Genomic DNA, 14,763 nt, shown 5'->3' with positions numbered 1-14,763 from the left:
GTATTCTAATCAAAAGCAGCTTAATCTTACCCCTTTTGCTGATCTTTTAACCAGTCAAAGAGCATTTGGCTGTAGCCAAAGCCACCGGAGAGGTGATTTGCAAGTGTATCTTTATACATGCTCTGGTAGATGTCTGCACCAGGTTGTTTTGGGTAGAGCGGGCTATCGAGATTTAACGAAGTATCGAGCATAAACTTCAGTAAAATTGCCTCAAATGCATCGGTCTGCTCCCTTAGCTTTTCGTCGCTAGAGTTTTTGTCAATCATTGGTGTTTTGCTGGCTTGGTAGGCACCAAGGCTTGCGCTTGGGTCGAGCTTCATATATTCTCCTTACAAACTTTAGTGTAGAATCTAAAACCACAAAATCCGCCCATCATAGAATCTATCCCGCCAGATTCTACAAAATCTCAATGGGCGTAGAAATCGCCCCACTCTGGCGCATGGCTTCCAGAATCGAGATCATATTTTTGGGGCTTGCGCCCATTTTTTGCAGAGCTTTGACGACATTGGAGATTGTTGTATTTGGTTCGCTCGCGCTGATTGTGGTTGTGTTCGGATCAAAGCTTGTGCTTGCATCAAGTTTTTGCGCATTTTTTTCATCAAGCAGAGGTTCGTTAGTGATTTTAAGCGTAATATCCCCGCTTGTTACCACTACTGGGCGCACCGGGACATCGACGCCAGCCACGATTGTGCCAGATTTTTCATCAATGATGATTTTGCTGCTTGTGGAGTAGTCAAATTGCACCTCTTGCACTAGTGCGACAAATTCCACAGGGGTTAGATTCTCTGGCAGGCGGAGCTTTATTGTGCGAGAATCTATCGCCACTGCGCTTTCTTGACCAAATGTCTCATTGAGCACATGCTGGATTTTGATAGCATTTTGGAAGTTCGCGCTTTTCAGGCTTAGCGTGAGATCTTGCTGCTGGGAGAGATTGTATGCCACTTCGCGCTCGACAACAGCACCTTGAGCGATGTTGGCACTTAAGAGATTGCTTGAGCTTCCCGTGGTTACCGCACCTTGTGCGATTGCATAGATATTGCCATCTACGGCAGTGAGTGGTGTCATCACTAGAATCCCAGATTCTAGGGATTTGGCATCGCCTATGGAGGAGATTTTGATATCGAGTTTATCGCCTTGTCTAGCAAATGGCGGCAGATCGGCAGTTACTACAACAGCAGCGACATTTTTGGATTTGATGCTATCAGGGCTGACCTTGACATTTACTCCTTCAAGCATATTGGCGATGGATTGCATGGTAAATTTTGAGCTTGTCTTATCGCCTGTGCCATTAAGCCCGATAACTAGCCCATAGCCGATGAGCTGGTTGCTTCGCACGCCTACGATACTGGCTATATCGCCGATTTTTTCGGCATGGACAGCTTGGGCTAGTAGGGCTGCCCACATCACGCATATTGCGCAGAGCTTTTGTATTGTTGTAATCATGATTTCTCCTTAAATCTCACCAGCCTTGGCGCTTCAACCGGTATCCTTTGAAAACTAAAACGGATTAAAGCAAAAGTAATTCCCAAATTTGATCAATAGCAAATACCTGCCAGAATAAATAATAGATGAAGCATTTATTTATTTTTTCGTTGTAGAATGCGCTTTCACAACACCATTTAAGGAGAGACCATGAAAAAAACACTACTTGCTTCACTAGCTCTAGCTAGCTGTGCGATCGCGCTTAATGCTGCTGAACCAGCGGATATCATCAAAACAAAGTGCCAAGCGTGCCATGGTGCCAACATGGAAAAACAAGCGCTTGGTAAAAGTAAGATTACAAACACAATGACAGCAGAAGAGATTAAAAGCGATCTTCTAGGCTATAAAGCCAAGACGCTTAATCACTTCGGGCTTGGCGCGACAATGTGGGGACAGGCTGCTGCTCTTACTGATGAGGAAATCGACGCGCTTGCAAAATATATCCCTACATTGAAAAAATAAAGGAGAGGAGATTAGGGAGGCGGAATAGGGGGCGCACTTTAGGTCTTGGGTTGCAGGATCTAAAGACCAGCTTCACCTATTAGTCAAGCCCTAACTCTTAGTTGAGACTTCATAGGATCCCCATATCCCGTAATCGAGCATAGATTTGAAATCCAATTTTCACAGCTTGCATGATTCGCAAGATTTGCTTATTCAAAGTGCCAAGCAAAATCCGCAAAAAACAAAACAGCCCCAGGGATTTCCAAACACGAAAAATACAAACAATACACACAGCCCAAATCAAACTGGCACATCACCCATAACGCCGTCTCCACCACCTTCATTCACAGAAGAGCATGGCGAGCATGATGAAAAAAGCGGGCAAGACTTCTTGCGAGAAATCCAAGAAAACCCAGAGAATATCAAGCAGCTTCTAGAAGAGTTTATTACAATCATCTCGCGCTATGAAAAAGATGTCAAAGATGCTAAAGCGCTTTATGAGTGGCTTATCGAGACATTGCCCCAAGCGATTTGGGTTTATAACCATGATGGGAGCTTTTTCTATCGAAACTCCCATGCTATTGAGATTTCTCCCATACTAGAATCTATTCCAAACCTTAAAACCCAGCAATCCACGCCCACAATTCAACTTCAAACCGAAGTTGAATATGCTAAAAAAATCTTCCTTATCCAGACAAATTCTTTCCAAAATCGCTTACTTATCACCGCTACGGATATTACTACGCAAAAGCGCCAAGCCCGCCTTGCCTCCATGGGGCAGATTTCTGCGCATTTGGCACACGAGATACGGAATCCAATTGGCTCTATTTCGATTCTAGCAGGTCTCCTGCAAAAATCCGCACAAGACTCCCAGCTCCCCATCATTGATGAATTGCAAAAATCTATTTTCCGTGTGGAGCGTATTATTAAAGCTACGCTGCTCTTCTCCAAAGGCATTAGCGCGCACAAATCCCATGTGCGGATTTTCGAGCTACAAGATGAGCTACATGCTTTTGTGCGAAGCTATAGTTTTAGTAAGCATATTGATTTTTCATTTGAGTTTGTCGATAAGATTGCCTATCTCGATAGGGATCTAATCCTTATCGCCCTGCAAAACTTCCTTTTCAACGCGATTGACGCGATAGAGGAGGGCGAAAATGAAAGCGGGCAGGTTATCATACGAGCTCAAATTGTTGCGAGAGATCAAAGTGAAGCGAGACAAGAAAAACCAAAGCAAAGTGAGGTGGAGTTTTTCATCAAAGATACTGGTAAGCCCTTTGATGATCCAAATATTCTTTTTGAGCCTTTTGCTACGACAAAGCTTAAGGGTAATGGACTGGGGCTCGCACTCTCTAGCCAGATTATCTATGCGCATTCTGGGCGCATAGAGCTTGATGCACCAAGCAAGGAGTTTAGAATCTTTTTGCCTAAGCTTTAAAAGTTTGGGCTAGCTTGCCTCTATCGACTCTCATGCTCTCTAAAAACTACCGACTAGAATCTGTAAATTGGATTTTGTGCTAATGCAGATTCTGGCAAGGTAGATTCTAGTGGATTTAAAATTGCTTATGCTATTGCAAAGATTTTACACAATACCCAGCGCGCCCTTGATAGCAGCAGATAGATTAAAGGATTTATATGCAAAATAGCCATCAAAATCTTTCCCAAGCCCAGCACCAAGCGCCCATAGAGGATAATTTTCAAAGAAATCTCAAAGCCCTAGCTAGCGTTGATCCTATGCTCACTCTTGCGCTAAAATCTTTTGCCCCAAATCAGCGGTATGAAGTTTTCATGGATACTGACCCTGCTAATTACAATATTATTGATACGCAAAGTAATCGGGCTCTCTATCTCACAAAACCAATTGATGAAATCATAGAGAAAAACTCCCAGCTTCTCTCCTATTCGTATTATCCATTTCTCTATCTCTATGGGCTAGGAAGCGGTGTGTTAGTGCGCTTGCTTTTTAATCCCCAGCGCCAGAGAATCGTTGTTTTTGAGCCAGAGCTAGAGATTATTTTTATCGTATTAAATCTCCTGGACTTTTCGCAAGAAATCCAAGAGCGCAAACTCACTCTCATTTATACCAAACAGATAGGCTACATGGGCGTGGATTCTCTCTTTGATAGCAATAAATACTCGCGTGTCTTTGTGAAAACCTACGATTTGCTTGTTACTTGCCATTACTATGAGCATTATCAGGAAGATATCTTGCGTATCAATGGTTACTTTATTAAGGCTATTGAGCAAGCTGTTGTAAGTGTGGGTAATGATGCCAAAGACTCGGTCATTGGGATTTATCATCATATTAAGAATCTCCCAGATGCTTTGCGCACGCCAAGCTTGCGGGATTTTGTCGCTACACTTAGCAATCGCGAAAACGCTATTATCATCTCCACAGGTCCCAGCCTGCATAAGCAGCTTCCCTTGCTCAAAAAAGTCGCTCCTTATGCTACGCTGCTTTGTGTCGATGCGAGCTTCCCTATTTTGCATAAACATGGCATAAAGCCTGATATCGTGCTAAGTTTGGAGCGTGTGGAGGAGAGTGCGAAATTCTACACAGATACGCCAAAAGACGCGCAAAATGGCGTGATATTTGCCCTTACTTCAATCGTGCATGAAGCTACCAAACGCGCTGTGGCGGGTAGCCAGATCCAGTTTAGCTTCCGTCCATTTGGTTATACGAGTTTGTTTGGATTTGATGAGTATGGGTATCTTGGCGTAGGTATGAGTGCAGCGAATATGGCGTATGAGCTTGCGATGATTTCTCGCTTTAAACGCTGTATTTTTATCGGTCAGGATTTGGCATTTGGCGAGGACGGGACATCGCATTCTAAAGATGCAATTTATGGCACGCAAGAAAAGCAGTATAAGAAAGAGGGTATTTTTATCCCGCGCTATGGAGGTATGGGCGAGGTGGAGACGAGCAAAATCTGGAAATTGTTTTTGCATTTTTTTGAGAAAGATATTGCGCGCACACCAGCTGGTATGGAGGTTATCAACTCCACAGAGGGTGGAGCGAGAATCGCAGGGACAACCGAGCTACCATTTGCGCAGATTGTGGAAACTATCTGTCAAGAAAATAGACCAAAATCCCCCATCACCCTCACTGCACCAAGTCACAAACAAAGCGCAAAACTCATTAAGCAGGCTTATAAAAAGGCACAGGATATCATCTCCTATGGCAGTATGCAAAAGCGCAAAATCGAGCGCGTATTCTTGCAATTGGCAAAAGAGCTCGAACATATTGAGAAGCTTAATGCCCAAAACAAGCTTGATCGCATAAATTTCACTAAGCTAAACGCCCTAAGCGATAAGATTGATAATATCAAGCTGCTATTTAATGAGCGTAAATTTACAAGCTACTTCATGGACGCCATTCAGTCCTACATCTTCCACCAGGAGCTTGATATTGCCAAGATTCTGGTGCTCTATACTGCCAATGAAGAAGATATGCGTGCCAAGCAGCTTCAATGGCTCTACTATCATAAATATTGGCTTTTTTCGCTTGCTGGAGGGATTGATTGCGTTATCCACACTACACAAAAAGCTCTTGATGAATGGAGCCAGGACGACTTGGCTATCGCTCAAAGCTCAAGCAATAAGAAAAGCAAACGCTAATGTCGCAAAAGTGCGAATTTCTCGAGAATCTAGCTGGATTTTGGGGAGAATCTAGCGAGAGATTATTGGGAGTAAATTGAGGATAGATCTAAGCCACACTTGTGCTCTCAAAGCTTATCAAACATTCTGCAGCCGCCAAATTGTCGCACTTTATGCAGCATTACATATAGAAAAATGTAGAAAGTCATTAACTTTCCCATTTAAACTCCTTGATTTTTTGTCGATATACTTTCCACGAGCAAAGCTCAACTTCACAACAAAGGACACAAGATGAAAAGCAAACTTTTAGTAAGTGCTGTTCTTGCTTCAGCAGTTGCCACAGGTGCGAGTGCGAATGTAGAGCTATTTGGGCATTTAGGTGCAGTGTATAATCAAGAATTTGGCGATTATATGCACCTTAATAAAGATGGTATCAATTATGGTGGCTTCACTGGACATCTGGGTATTGATATTGGATCTAACAGCGTTGGATTTGGTGTTGGCGGCTGGGGCGGCTCACAAATTTGGGCGACAAACGACTATGCCAAACACAGCGTTTATGGCGATAAATACATTGATTTGTCTGATTTGTATTTCCGCTACAATGGCACATTTGACTTCTATGTTGGGCGATTTGATGGCAACTTTATGAAAGCAGATTGGCTCAAAAGCTATATGCAGGGTGTGGGCTTTAGCTACAATATGGGCAAGTCGAACATTTGGGCTACTTGGGCGAATGACTACACGACATTTGGTGTGCTGCCAGGGCGTATCGCAAGTGAGCTAACAGCCTATCATCGCTTCCCATCAAGCTTCAATAACTTTGGCTTTGGTCAGCGCGATGTGATAGCTGGTGGTGCGAATCTTGACTTTGGTGTTTTCCAAGTCGATCCATTTGTGCATTACTTCCTAGATTCTTACTCACAAAGCAATGTGCTTCAAGCGGGGACTAGAGCAGCACTTGTGCTAGGTGGCGGCGGAGTGAAATCTATCACTTCTGGTAAGTTTATGTGGCAAAATGGCTGGAATGGCAACACAATGTTCGTGCAGCTTGAAGAAGAACTCCGCTTCCAAGAGATGTTCAAGCTTGGTGGTGGTTGGTATATGGTCGGCGATAGTGCTGGGATTAAAACAATCAGCGATAACACTCGCTTCTATGGTCGCTATATGATGCCTTCACATACTGGGTATTTTGGTGCAGGGACAAGCACTTGGTATGCCTTTGGTGGGGTAGAACACGAGCGAGTCAAACTTGATGTGCTCTATGCTGGTGGCGATTATAGTGAGTTTTCAGCAGTAGCTTCTGTGCGTGTGTTTGATTTAGGACTAAGCTTTATGCGAGAAGGCTTGGCTCTTGATGTAGGCGGTGGCTATGTAGGCAATGGATTTGGCAATAATGTCCAATTCCACAATGCTCTAGCATTTGCAAAGCTTGTATTCTAAGCCATTTGCACTTCTGCAAGCTGCTGTCCATGGGCAGTAGCTTGCTTGCTTCAAACTCTCATCGCTCTTTCTACTCTTAGTTTTTGTATTTTTTAAGTTTTGTTAGATTTCTTGCTGATTTTGGCTGTGGATTGATTGATAGCTAGATTTTGGCGTGTGGATTCTGGAGAGATCCTAATAAATCTGTGGCTATGTGCGCACATCTAGCAGCGAAGTCCCACCAAGGGCAAAAAGCTCCTTTGGTGCGCGATCGCTAAAGATTTGTAGATCAAACTCCAGCTCATTGATATGAGTAAGCAGTAGCTCTTTGACCCTATCGTTCATCACATGAAGGTGCGCACATATGCGCTTTTGTGTATCTCGTGGCTGTTTCATCAATCCAGCCTTTTGGCTTGAGTCTTTTGGGGTGATTTCTTGCCAGATTTGTCCGCTGATTGGACCAAGCCGTGGAAAAATCGCATAGAAGTCAAGCGTATTGGATTTTGCTGTTGCGATTTGGACTAGATGATCGTGCCCATCTTCATGCACTACAAGTGATAAAACCTCTTGTGTGAGCGAGAGTGCGAGAAGTGATAGCTCTTTAAAATCATGCTGGCTCATCGTGGTGCTAAGCTGGGAGAGCAGAAACTCCTTTAGCTCTTGTATAAACGCCTTTGGCTCGCTGGCTAAATGTCGCAAATCCTCCATGCTAAGTTTGAGGGGCATGTGCTTTAGCGCAGAATCTATGGCGGGTTTTTGCACGAGATTATTGATGATGATTTGCCCTGCAGCATTTTTTTGCATGTTTGCCCAGTAGCTTTTGCCTACTTGTAGCGGAGCGTGGGCTTGAGTTTGGATAGTTGTGTTGCCAAGCTTTAGGAGATAGCTATTGCCCTGTGCTTTGGCTAGGACATTGAGTAGGACAGGGAGATTGGCGTTAAAGTGCTTGGGAGTATGTCCGCTGGCTTTGCTGGGATTGCTTGCGGATTTTGTGGCAGCGAGTTTGTCGATTTGGCTAAGTTTATGGAGCATGGCATTAGGATTTTGCGCACTCTGGGGCAGTGGATTCTAGTGTGGTTTGCACGAAATGCGCGATTTTATACGCGAGCGCGAGCTTGGAGTCGCTCTCGCACTGCACAATTGTATGCTTATCGTGCAGGCTTTGGCGATTAAGCAGGGTGAAGCGATTGTTTATTGAGCCAAAGGGATTAGATTCTAGTGTGTTTAGGCAGACAATCTCGCAGCCCTTACCAAGCCGCCCTGTATTAGACTCATCTGGCACGCCACTTGGGTATAGCATAGAGAGTGCGTTTGGCAGGGCGGATTCTAGGTTATCTTCGGCTTTGAAGCCAATTTTCACAAAGTCGCTCTCACTAAGGCTAGAGAGCACATCGCTTTTTTGCATGAGCGTTAGTTGAAGCGTGCTATTTGTGTCATGTTTTTTGATTTTGTGCTCTTTGGCAGATTCTGGGGCAAAATCCACTAACGCTGCTGCCATAAAAAGCACCACTCGTGGGTCTCCAGAATCTAAAGATTGTTTAGATTCTGGCTGCTTGCGCTCTTGTGCGACTTGTGCCAAAGCATGTGTGAAGTCTTCATTGCTTGTAGCATGAATCTTGCGGATAGCTTCTGGGAGAGGCAGGGGGAAAGCGCTTGCGATAAGTGTAACTTTCGCCCCTAGACTATGGAGGGCGATAGCTAGCGCGCTTGCTTGCAGACCGCTTGAGTGATTGGTGATTGCGCGCACAGAATCTATCATTGCGCTGGCTCCTCCGCCTGTTATGCACACTTCTTTGGCGCACCAGAATCTAGCAGCATTTCTACTTGCATTAGATTCTAGGCTAGAATCCACCGCGCCATTCATGCCAGCAGTAAGCAAGGCAAATAGAATCTCCTCTATGTTTGCTAGTGCGCCAGATCCAGTGGTGTTGCATGCTAGCAATCCCACGCGCGGCGCGATGATTTGTATGCCCATGTTTGAGAGTGTGGCGAGATTTGCTTGTGTTTGCGCACAGAGAAGCATTTGTGTATTCATTGCTGGCGCACAGAGGATAGGCGCATTTGTAGCAAGTAGCGTCTGGATAGGCAGCGTATCAGCAATTCCATGCGCGAGCTTGGCAAGAGAATTTGCACTCGCAGGGGCTAGGATACATAGCTGTGCCCAGCGCGCATAGGCGATATGGTTGCAGGATTCTGGCGCACCAGAATCTAGTGATTTAGATTCTGGCAATATGTCTGCTGCAAGGGCTTGTTTGCCATTTTCCCAGCTCTCTGTATCTGCATGTAGGACTTTGATATGTGTAATCGCTTCAAAGCTTAGGGGGGCGATAAATTTTTTCGCACTCTCACTCATGACAACTGCGACATTGATATGGAGCTTTTTTAGCGTGCTGGCAAGCTCGAGCGCTTTGTATGCGGCGATTGAGCCACTCACACATAGCAAGATATTCCTGGGAAGCGCGATGGATTCTAGTAGGGCAAGTAATGTCGATAGTGGTGTGGATTCTGGGCTTGGGGTGCTCATGACATTCCTCTCTATGATATTCCTCATGGTGGATTTGGCAGAGATTTGCAAAATTGCTTCATAATGCTTGCTTATGAATGTGGATTTTAGCATTGTTTGGTGCAGTTTGGAGTATGATTTGATATTTTGGATTCTGTCTTGCAGTATTGATTCAAGGAGTGATTATGGTCTATACCTACCCGCAAAAAGTGCGTAAAATCCTGCGCATCGCCATTCCTTCTGCGGCAAACTCACTGCTTGATATTATTGTGCTAGCCCTTGGCATGGCGTTTATGGGGCGATTTGGGCAAGAGTATCTCGTCGCTCTCTCGGTTAGCACGCAGTTTATCATGCTGTTTTTCGCGCTTAATGCGGTGTTTTATGTCGGCACAAATGCCCAAATCTCCAGACTCTATGGCGCGCGCGATAGTCAAAGCGCTAGGCTTGCATTCTCCACGCTTATCACGCTCTGCTTGCTTTGCTCTGCGCCCATTATCGCATTGGCGTTTTTGCTCATCAGCCCATTTATTGTGTGGATGGAGGTCAGCCCGGATTCTAGTGCGCTTATTGAGATATTTTTGCTTATTACCATTTGGTCAATCCCTGCTATGCTTTTGCGTAATATTATCGTCTCTGCATTTGCTGCCATAGGCGATACGCTAAGCGTATTTATCGTGCGGATTTTTTCTACTGGGTTTTGCATAGGGGCAAATATCGTGCTGATTTTTGGGCTTGAGCTTGATATCGTGGGGGCAGCACTCTCTGGGGTGCTGACCTATGTGCTTGAGCTTGGGGTTTTTGCGTGGCTTGTGTGGAAAAAGGGGCGGTTTTTCTTTGAGTCTTGGAGACTTGTGCTAGAGTGGCGGTATGTCAAGGCAGCGCTGCGTATAGGGATACCAGCTGGGTTTGAGCGGTTTTTGACACTTGGCTCGCTGGTGCTTACTACAAAATTCATCGCTAGCTTTGGGGATTTGGCGGTGGCTGGCTCACAGATTGGCATGCGGATTGAGGCGTTTGTGCTTATGCCTGGATTTGGCTTCATGGTCGCAGCGATGGCGCTCACCGGACAGAATCTCGGCACTGGCAGAATCCAAGCCGCTATGGATTTGCATAAAACGATTTTGCAAATTGCAAGTATCATCATGGGGGTTTTGGGCGTGTTGATTGCAGTGTTTGCAATTCCGCTTAGTGAGATATTCTATCGCGATGAGCAGGTCGCACAAATCGCGCTCTGGTATCTTATCGCCGTGGGATTCTCACAAGTCCCGCTTGTGGTGGTGTTCGTGCTTGATGGAGTGTTGCGTGGAGCTGGGATTACGAAGCTTAGCTTGGCGCTAAATGCGTGCAGCGTATGGGGATTTCGCATATTGCCTATTTGGCTTGGGATTTGGTGTGGGCTTGGCGTGTGGTGGGTGTTTGTGATGATTTTTATTGAGACTTATATCCGCGCATTTGTTTTCTATCTGGCGTATAAAAAAGGCGTATGGAAAAAGCAAGGGAGATTTTAAAGGCTATGAAAGATTTTAAGGGTTAATGACAAAATTTTAGTAGAGTAGCTTGGGGAGATAAACCCCTTTCCAGATCCCTACGGCACAAGCCAAATCCAAGTGCTCTGCTGTGTTCCCACCCTGAAGCGTTGCTTGAAAATAGCCTTGCATAGGTCTAGAAAGGAGCGCACGCATTATACCATCTAGCACTTAAAGCCCGCTAAATTTAGCCATAAATGCTAGAATCTGCAAGGAAAATGCTCTGCGCATTGCGAGCTTTTGTTATGGACTTTTGAGCGTGCTTTTTCTATAATCGCACCTTAGCCATTGAGCTGCCAATTTGGCTAGACTCGTCAAGCAAATCTGCTACCACCTATCAAAGGAGCTTGTGTGAAAATCGCTGTGATATGCGAATCTGAATTGCTACAAAAAAGCCTTGAAATGTATCTTAAAGACTTTCTTGCTCCACTAGAGGAGTGCGAGTTTGTTGTTTCGGATTATCAAAGCTGTGATATGAAGCCTGTGTGCCTTGTGGGCAGTGGAAGTGGCACACATGTCAAAACGCCTTTCACGCAAGAGAGCTTGCTGGCAAATTGCAAGGTGTTCTACGCTACTTACTGCCAGCCCGAGCTCAAAGCACTAAGCCCAAAAGACTCAAAAATATTCATACAAATCGACTTACTCATCGAAGAGACACTGCGCGAATTTCGCCATAGGCTCTATGAGATTTTAAGTGCAGGTGGAAATGCGCGCTAGAGCCCACTCTACTAGAGTCAAATCCACCAGGGGTAAATATTCTGCCCACACTACTCAAGCCCCAGCACTTCGGGTCATCGGTGGAAAATGGCGCGGGCTAAAGCTCCACATGCCAGAATCTAAAGAGCCCCAAGAATCCAAAAACACCACAGAGTCTAGAGCTTCTCATAGCCAAGTTAATTTGGCTAATGCTAGCGCCAAGCGAGATTCTGCCACCACCCGCCCGACAAAATCCATTGTGCGCGAGTCGTTTTTCAATACCTTGGCGCATGAGGTATATGGCGCATGCTTCATAGAGGGATTTGCTGGGAGCGGAAGCATGGGGATAGAGGCGCTTAGCCGAGGGGCTAGGGTAGGGGTGTTTTGCGAGCAGGATTTGCGCGCGCTTCATGCCCTAGAGCGCAATCTCTCTCTGCTCCCCATAGCTACACACCGCGCGCTAGATTTTGTAGAATCTAAAGGGCAGGATTTTAGCAGATTAGATTCTGGCGCTTTAGATCTCATAGATTGCGTGAGTTTATGCCCACAAGCGGAGGCGTCCCAGCGAGCCTATATGCTGCGTGGCGATAGCTTCATAATCTTGCCCAGCGTGCTTGCATGGTTAGAATCCTGCGCACTTAAGGGGATTTTGTATCTGGATCCGCCATTTTGTATCCGCGAAAATTATGCTGATATTTATGAAAAATGTGCTAACCTTGCCGCTTCTATCAGTAGCCTAAATCTGCGCCACATCATCATTGAGCACAGCAGCGAATATATGTTTGCGCAGCAGATTGGTAGGTTTGTCCAGCACAAAACGAGGCGGTTTGGTAAAAGCACGCTGACTTATTTCACACAAGGAGCATAAATGGCAGAAGAGCAAGAAGCGCAGGAGCAGCAAAAGGGTGGCAACAAGATGATGCTATTTGTCATCATCGGGGCAGTGCTTGTGCTTATCATCGTAGGCGTGGTGGTAATCATGCTAATGAGTGGTGGAGATGAGGAGGAGCAGTCAAAAGAATCTGCTCCAGTCAAGCAAGAGCAGGTTAAAACCAAAAAGACCGGATCTGTAGGCTCTGATCCTACGCTTATGAATGTTGGACCGATTTTGGTGGTAACGGGGAAAGAGGGTCCGCTTATTGTCAATCTCTCTACCCAAGGACGCGATGCGTATTTGTCAATTTATCTCTCCATTGCGCTTAGTAACGAAAAAGTCCATGTCGAAGCCGAGCGTAAAATGGATATCATCAAGCACACATTTATCGATGTGCTATCAACCAAAACGCCAGAAGAGATGAAAACGGTCAAAGGCAGGCAACGCGCTCTTGAAGAAGCAAGAAATAGAATCAATGAGTTTATGCTTGATGGCGAGGTAACACATGTGTTTCACTCCAATGTCTTTGTCCAGCAAGGCTAGTGGAGTGTGATTAGAGCAGTCCTAGAATCTAGGGCAAACCTATGATTGGCGTAGATATCATTGTGATTGCTAGGATTGAGAAATCACTTGGGCGTTTTGGCGCGCGCTTTTTGGCGCGCTTTTTGTGTGAAGATGAGATAGCAGCACTCTCTAAGCGAGATTTCTCACCCAGAAGTGTGGCGGGATTTTGGGCGGCGAAAGAAGCGTGCGCCAAAGCCCTTGGTGTAGGGATAGGCGATAGGCTTAGATTCCACGATATGTGCGTGTCTTATGCGCCAGCGGGTGCGCCGAATATGCGACTGGATTCTAGGAAGTGCGAGGAGTTTGGTGCCGGAGAAATCGCACTTAGCATAAGCCATGATGGTGGGTTTGCTATCGCGGTGGTGGCGATTGAAAAGTCTCACAGAGCCAGTGGCGCTACGCATTGCATTGGCAAGCGCTCTATATCGTCTAGCTAAATCACCACAGGAGAATCCATGTCGATTAACACCAGCACGCTAGCGGGTATCTATGAAATGCAAGGACATACCGAAGAAGCGATCATTATCTATGAGGAGCTGCTCAAGCAAAATCCCCACGATGAGCGATTCAAACGCGCACTCGTGCGTCTAAAGACCAAAAAACATAATTTTCATGGAGTCAATCGCGACAAGCTCGAGCTATTTGTCAATGCGAGCACACAGCGCGACTACCAGAAGCTCGAGCAGTGGCTTTTATCAAGCAATAGGGGGCAGCATGGATCTTAAAGATTTGGTATTGCAAACGCTTGATGAAGTAGCACAAGACTCTGGTGCTGGGGATTCTGGCGAGCAGGTGTTTGGCGTAGAGCCTGGTAGTGTAGGGGTGCGCGACCAGATACGAGAATCTGGGCAAATGCACGAGCCAAGTCAAGCTCATGCAGATTCGCAAGCGGGCTTGCGCTCAAGCGCGCTATCAAACCAGAGCCTAGATTCTAGCGGAGATGATTTTGGGCGGTCTGGGCTAGATTCTGGCAGGGGGTCTGTGCCCAAATCCAGCGCGCCACACACCAGCACCTCCAAGCCCAAGCTTCCCAAAACTAGCATAGAATCTAGCCCTACCAAAGCTGGCAAAATCATCTCTCCCGCTCAAGCGGAAGCTGGCTTAAGCCGTGATCACAAGATGCTGCTAGAGGATTTGCGCGAGAAACTGCTCGTGCTGTTTGAAGGGCTAAAAATGCCAGAGCTCCAAGACACACCAAATAAGCTTGACTTGGTTGTCCGCTTTTTGCAATACCAGCTCTGTGTCATCGATGAGCTTTTGGACAAGCCAGATTCTATGTGAGACTTTGCTTGCAATCTCTTTTTTTTATTGTGCTTCCTGGCACTTATAACGACGAGGGAAAAATCGCTTTGTTTTTATGGATTAGTCGCAGTTGCTTCGCTCCCTCGTAATGACGAATAATGGGGTTATTGCTAGAATCTAGCCTTTTATAACTTACTACTTTTTAAACAATTTGCTATGACTCCCCACACGCAAGGCATTAAGCTGCAAAATATCATCGCATAGCTCATAAATGAGCAGCAAATCTGGCTTGATGTGGCACTCTCTAAAGCCCTGTAAATTCCCACTTAATGCGTGGTCTTTGTGCTTTGGCTCTAGGGGCTGTCCTGTGGCTAGCTTGTCTATAAGCGCGTCAGTCAAATCTTTGTCTTTTGTTT

At 45.7% G+C, this 14,763-nt stretch carries 16 protein-coding genes and 1 other RNA gene; 11 read left to right on the top strand and 6 right to left on the bottom strand.

Annotation, left to right across the window (positions count from 1 at the left end; genetic code table 11):
* Positions 1-26: 26 nt before the first annotated feature.
* Both Q0171_RS06755 and Q0171_RS06750 read right to left on the bottom strand, forming a co-directional pair.
* Positions 27-266 carry a rod-binding protein gene (locus Q0171_RS06755; protein ID WP_317279180.1) on the bottom strand — a complete coding sequence of 80 codons (240 nt, stop codon included), beginning with the start codon at positions 264-266 and terminating at the stop codon, positions 27-29.
* Between the two features lie 130 nt (positions 267-396).
* Entirely contained in the window at positions 397-1,404 is a 1,008-nt protein-coding gene (locus Q0171_RS06750) for a flagellar basal body P-ring protein FlgI (RefSeq protein WP_299328336.1), read from the bottom strand.
* A gap of 228 nt (positions 1,405-1,632) precedes the next feature.
* On the opposite strand from Q0171_RS06750, the gene Q0171_RS06745 reads away from it, so the two are divergent.
* The 4 genes from Q0171_RS06745 (at position 1,633) to Q0171_RS06730 (ending at position 6,963) form a co-directional block, all read left to right on the top strand.
* Complete coding sequence (locus Q0171_RS06745) at positions 1,633-1,944, top strand: c-type cytochrome (RefSeq protein WP_299328100.1); 312 nt, start codon at positions 1,633-1,635, stop codon at positions 1,942-1,944.
* A 145-nt stretch (positions 1,945-2,089) separates the two neighbouring features.
* Positions 2,090-3,361 (top strand): ATP-binding protein, encoded by a 1,272-nt coding sequence (locus Q0171_RS06740; protein WP_299328098.1) that lies wholly within the window; start codon positions 2,090-2,092, stop codon positions 3,359-3,361.
* A 197-nt stretch (positions 3,362-3,558) separates the two neighbouring features.
* Positions 3,559-5,541 (top strand): motility associated factor glycosyltransferase family protein, encoded by a 1,983-nt coding sequence (locus tag Q0171_RS06735; RefSeq protein ID WP_299328096.1) that lies wholly within the window; start codon positions 3,559-3,561, stop codon positions 5,539-5,541.
* Positions 5,542-5,811: 270 nt separating this feature from the next.
* Positions 5,812-6,963, top strand: a complete 1,152-nt coding sequence (locus Q0171_RS06730; protein WP_299328094.1) for a hypothetical protein — start codon at positions 5,812-5,814, stop codon at positions 6,961-6,963.
* Between the two features lie 189 nt (positions 6,964-7,152).
* Here Q0171_RS06730 and Q0171_RS06725 read toward each other — a convergent pair whose 3' ends face one another.
* Together Q0171_RS06725 and coaBC are read right to left on the bottom strand one after the other, a co-directional pair.
* Positions 7,153-7,974: a hypothetical protein gene (locus Q0171_RS06725; RefSeq protein WP_299328092.1), complete on the bottom strand. Its 822-nt coding sequence runs from the start codon at positions 7,972-7,974 to the stop codon at positions 7,153-7,155.
* Between the two features lie 4 nt (positions 7,975-7,978).
* Positions 7,979-9,559, bottom strand: a complete 1,581-nt coding sequence (gene coaBC / locus Q0171_RS06720; RefSeq protein ID WP_299328090.1) for a bifunctional phosphopantothenoylcysteine decarboxylase/phosphopantothenate--cysteine ligase CoaBC — start codon at positions 9,557-9,559, stop codon at positions 7,979-7,981.
* Positions 9,560-9,630: 71 nt separating this feature from the next.
* Here coaBC and Q0171_RS06715 point away from each other — a divergent pair, with 71 nt between their 5' ends.
* A complete protein-coding gene (locus Q0171_RS06715; RefSeq protein ID WP_299328088.1) occupies positions 9,631-10,953 on the top strand; it encodes an MATE family efflux transporter in 1,323 nt (440 codons plus the stop codon).
* A 63-nt stretch (positions 10,954-11,016) separates the two neighbouring features.
* Here the strand turns inward: Q0171_RS06715 and ffs are convergent.
* Positions 11,017-11,114: signal recognition particle sRNA small type (gene ffs / locus Q0171_RS06710), an RNA gene on the bottom strand.
* Positions 11,115-11,322: 208 nt separating this feature from the next.
* Between ffs and Q0171_RS06705 the strand changes: the two genes are divergently transcribed.
* From Q0171_RS06705 to Q0171_RS06680, 6 genes are read left to right on the top strand one after another with little or no spacing between them, the layout of a single operon-like run.
* Positions 11,323-11,688, top strand: a complete 366-nt coding sequence (locus Q0171_RS06705) for a hypothetical protein (RefSeq protein ID WP_299328086.1) — start codon at positions 11,323-11,325, stop codon at positions 11,686-11,688.
* Positions 11,678-12,535 (top strand): RsmD family RNA methyltransferase, encoded by an 858-nt coding sequence (locus Q0171_RS06700; protein ID WP_299328084.1) that lies wholly within the window; start codon positions 11,678-11,680, stop codon positions 12,533-12,535. The genes Q0171_RS06705 and Q0171_RS06700 overlap by 11 nt, the downstream gene beginning before the upstream one ends.
* Positions 12,536-13,084 carry a flagellar basal body-associated FliL family protein gene (locus Q0171_RS06695; RefSeq protein WP_299328082.1) on the top strand — a complete coding sequence of 183 codons (549 nt, stop codon included), beginning with the start codon at positions 12,536-12,538 and terminating at the stop codon, positions 13,082-13,084.
* A 41-nt stretch (positions 13,085-13,125) separates the two neighbouring features.
* Positions 13,126-13,542 carry a holo-ACP synthase gene (gene acpS, locus Q0171_RS06690; protein ID WP_299328080.1) on the top strand — a complete coding sequence of 139 codons (417 nt, stop codon included), beginning with the start codon at positions 13,126-13,128 and terminating at the stop codon, positions 13,540-13,542.
* Positions 13,543-13,560: 18 nt separating this feature from the next.
* Positions 13,561-13,830, top strand: coding sequence for a tetratricopeptide repeat protein (locus Q0171_RS06685; protein ID WP_299328078.1), 270 nt, complete (start codon positions 13,561-13,563; stop codon positions 13,828-13,830).
* Complete coding sequence (locus tag Q0171_RS06680; RefSeq protein WP_299328076.1) at positions 13,820-14,386, top strand: hypothetical protein; 567 nt, start codon at positions 13,820-13,822, stop codon at positions 14,384-14,386. Before Q0171_RS06685 ends, Q0171_RS06680 begins: the two co-directional genes overlap by 11 nt.
* Positions 14,387-14,542: 156 nt before the next feature.
* On the opposite strand, the gene Q0171_RS06675 is transcribed toward Q0171_RS06680, so the two are convergent.
* Positions 14,543-14,763, bottom strand: a 221-nt coding sequence (locus Q0171_RS06675; protein ID WP_299328074.1) for a type II toxin-antitoxin system YafQ family toxin, incomplete at its 5' end; no start/stop codon positions are given.

Origin of the sequence: uncultured Helicobacter sp. (assembly GCF_937906905.1) — a bacterium.
Lineage (GTDB): Bacteria > Campylobacterota > Campylobacteria > Campylobacterales > Helicobacteraceae > Helicobacter_B.
Note: the sequence above shows the minus strand (reverse complement) of the source record. Positions and strands in the feature narration are given on the sequence as shown.

What these genes read in the sequence shown, in the direction of transcription:
- Q0171_RS06700 (WP_299328084.1), top strand. Translation starts at nt 11,678, where the DNA reads ATGCGCGCTAGAGCCCACTCTACTAGAGTCAAATCCACCAGGGGTAAA.
- Q0171_RS06755 (WP_317279180.1), bottom strand. Translation starts at nt 266, where the DNA reads ATGATTGACAAAAACTCTAGCGACGAAAAGCTAAGGGAGCAGACCGAT.
- acpS (WP_299328080.1), top strand. Translation starts at nt 13,126, where the DNA reads ATGATTGGCGTAGATATCATTGTGATTGCTAGGATTGAGAAATCACTT.
- coaBC (WP_299328090.1), bottom strand. Translation starts at nt 9,559, where the DNA reads ATGCTAAAATCCACATTCATAAGCAAGCATTATGAAGCAATTTTGCAA.
- Q0171_RS06735 (WP_299328096.1), top strand. Translation starts at nt 3,559, where the DNA reads ATGCAAAATAGCCATCAAAATCTTTCCCAAGCCCAGCACCAAGCGCCC.
- Q0171_RS06745 (WP_299328100.1), top strand. Translation starts at nt 1,633, where the DNA reads ATGAAAAAAACACTACTTGCTTCACTAGCTCTAGCTAGCTGTGCGATC.
- Q0171_RS06730 (WP_299328094.1), top strand. Translation starts at nt 5,812, where the DNA reads ATGAAAAGCAAACTTTTAGTAAGTGCTGTTCTTGCTTCAGCAGTTGCC.
- Q0171_RS06685 (WP_299328078.1), top strand. Translation starts at nt 13,561, where the DNA reads ATGTCGATTAACACCAGCACGCTAGCGGGTATCTATGAAATGCAAGGA.
- Q0171_RS06750 (WP_299328336.1), bottom strand. Translation starts at nt 1,404, where the DNA reads ATGTGGGCAGCCCTACTAGCCCAAGCTGTCCATGCCGAAAAAATCGGC.
- Q0171_RS06695 (WP_299328082.1), top strand. Translation starts at nt 12,536, where the DNA reads ATGGCAGAAGAGCAAGAAGCGCAGGAGCAGCAAAAGGGTGGCAACAAG.
- Q0171_RS06715 (WP_299328088.1), top strand. Translation starts at nt 9,631, where the DNA reads ATGGTCTATACCTACCCGCAAAAAGTGCGTAAAATCCTGCGCATCGCC.
- Q0171_RS06725 (WP_299328092.1), bottom strand. Translation starts at nt 7,974, where the DNA reads ATGCTCCATAAACTTAGCCAAATCGACAAACTCGCTGCCACAAAATCC.
- Q0171_RS06680 (WP_299328076.1), top strand. Translation starts at nt 13,820, where the DNA reads ATGGATCTTAAAGATTTGGTATTGCAAACGCTTGATGAAGTAGCACAA.